This window comes from Winogradskyella sp. A3E31, from assembly GCF_046720935.1.
Taxonomy (GTDB): Bacteria; Bacteroidota; Bacteroidia; order Flavobacteriales; family Flavobacteriaceae; genus Winogradskyella.
The window spans coordinates 1-1,417 of the sequence record NZ_JBHNWH010000023.1 but is presented as its reverse complement, the minus strand read 5'-3'; the positions used below and the strand labels follow the sequence as shown (position 1 = coordinate 1,417).

1 protein-coding gene is annotated in these 1,417 nt (G+C 39.4%); it reads left to right on the top strand.

The features are described 5' to 3' along the window. On the top strand, positions 1–1,417 hold a 1,417-nt coding region (locus ACFEMA_RS14685; RefSeq protein ID WP_411768964.1), incomplete at both ends, for a hypothetical protein.

Below are 1,417 nucleotides of genomic sequence, written 5' to 3'. Positions count from 1 at the left end.
GAAGAATCAGTAACTATAAGTGAACCAGCAGATATAGTATTAACGGTTAACTCTACAGATGTTACCTGTAATGGTGCAGCTGATGGAACAATCACCGCAAGTGCTACTGGCGGTGCAACAATCACCGTTGATGGAGCTGCCTATGATGAAAATGCAACTTATGGACCAGGGACTTATACAGTAAGAGCTTCACAGAGCGACACATGCTTTGAAGAAGAGACAGTAACAATAAGTGAGCCAGACGTATTTACAGTTGCTGCAACTTGTGGCCCTGGTGTTTGTTTTAATGGTGGTATAAATACGACGAGCTTAGGCTCAGCAGTACAAGGAGGTACAGGTCCTTTTATATATTCATGGACTCCGACTACACCTATCAATTATTTCGATGACCCAACAAGTCCAACACCAGACTTTGAAAATGCACCAGCTGGTCAATATATATTGACACTTACAGTAACCGATGCAAATGATTGTGAAGCAAGTGACAATATTGTAATTACAATTTTGGAAGATCCAATGGTTTCCATCGACCCTATCGATGCGATATGTGAAGATGCAGAAGAATTTATGCTAAACGCAACTAGTGATGCAGACAGTGTATTATGGACGAGTAACGGAAGTGCCGTTTTTGATGATGCAACTTCACTTAATCCAACAATAACAAATTTTGCTGACGGTGAAATCTTTACGATTACAGCTACTGGTGAAAATGGATGTACGAGTTCTGCAAGCATTACAATTACACTAATAGTATGTTGCGAGCCAGCTGCTGTTTGTAACCTTCAGGATCAAGAATTAGACTGTAAAGATATTGACGAGTTAGCTGATTTTGCAGTAGAATTTCCTCCTTTTACAAGTGAGCAGTATGCAAGTGTATTTACAGATATTGAGCTTTGTGGTAACACACCGTCAATGACTTATGAAGATACAGACTATGATGTTCAAGTAACGGTAAATGTTGCAACAGTATTTACAGCAACAAGAACGTATACACTTACTATAGATGGTGAAGAGTTCACCTGTTCTCAGGAATTAAAAGTTACTAATGCAGCACCTACGATTAACAATGGTGATGATTTAGTTCCAGGAGATATTCCGAACATAGATTTTATGGGTTGTTTACCTGAAGGTGATATTGATGGGAGTTTCTCAAATGATTTAATTGTTGATTGTTTTGGAAATCCAGTTAATGAGGCCAATGTTTTAATTGAAGTTACAAGCGTTATAGGAAATGATTGCGCTTGGACTGTGACAATTACCACTACAGTTACAACTGGTAATGGTGAAACTATTGTAATTAGAGAAGATGAAATAGATGGTGGTGATGATGTGGCACCGACATGGGATGCAGATCAGGACTACGACCAAGATGTTGTATGTGCTAGTGATGTTACCACGCCGGGTGTACCAACAGCGA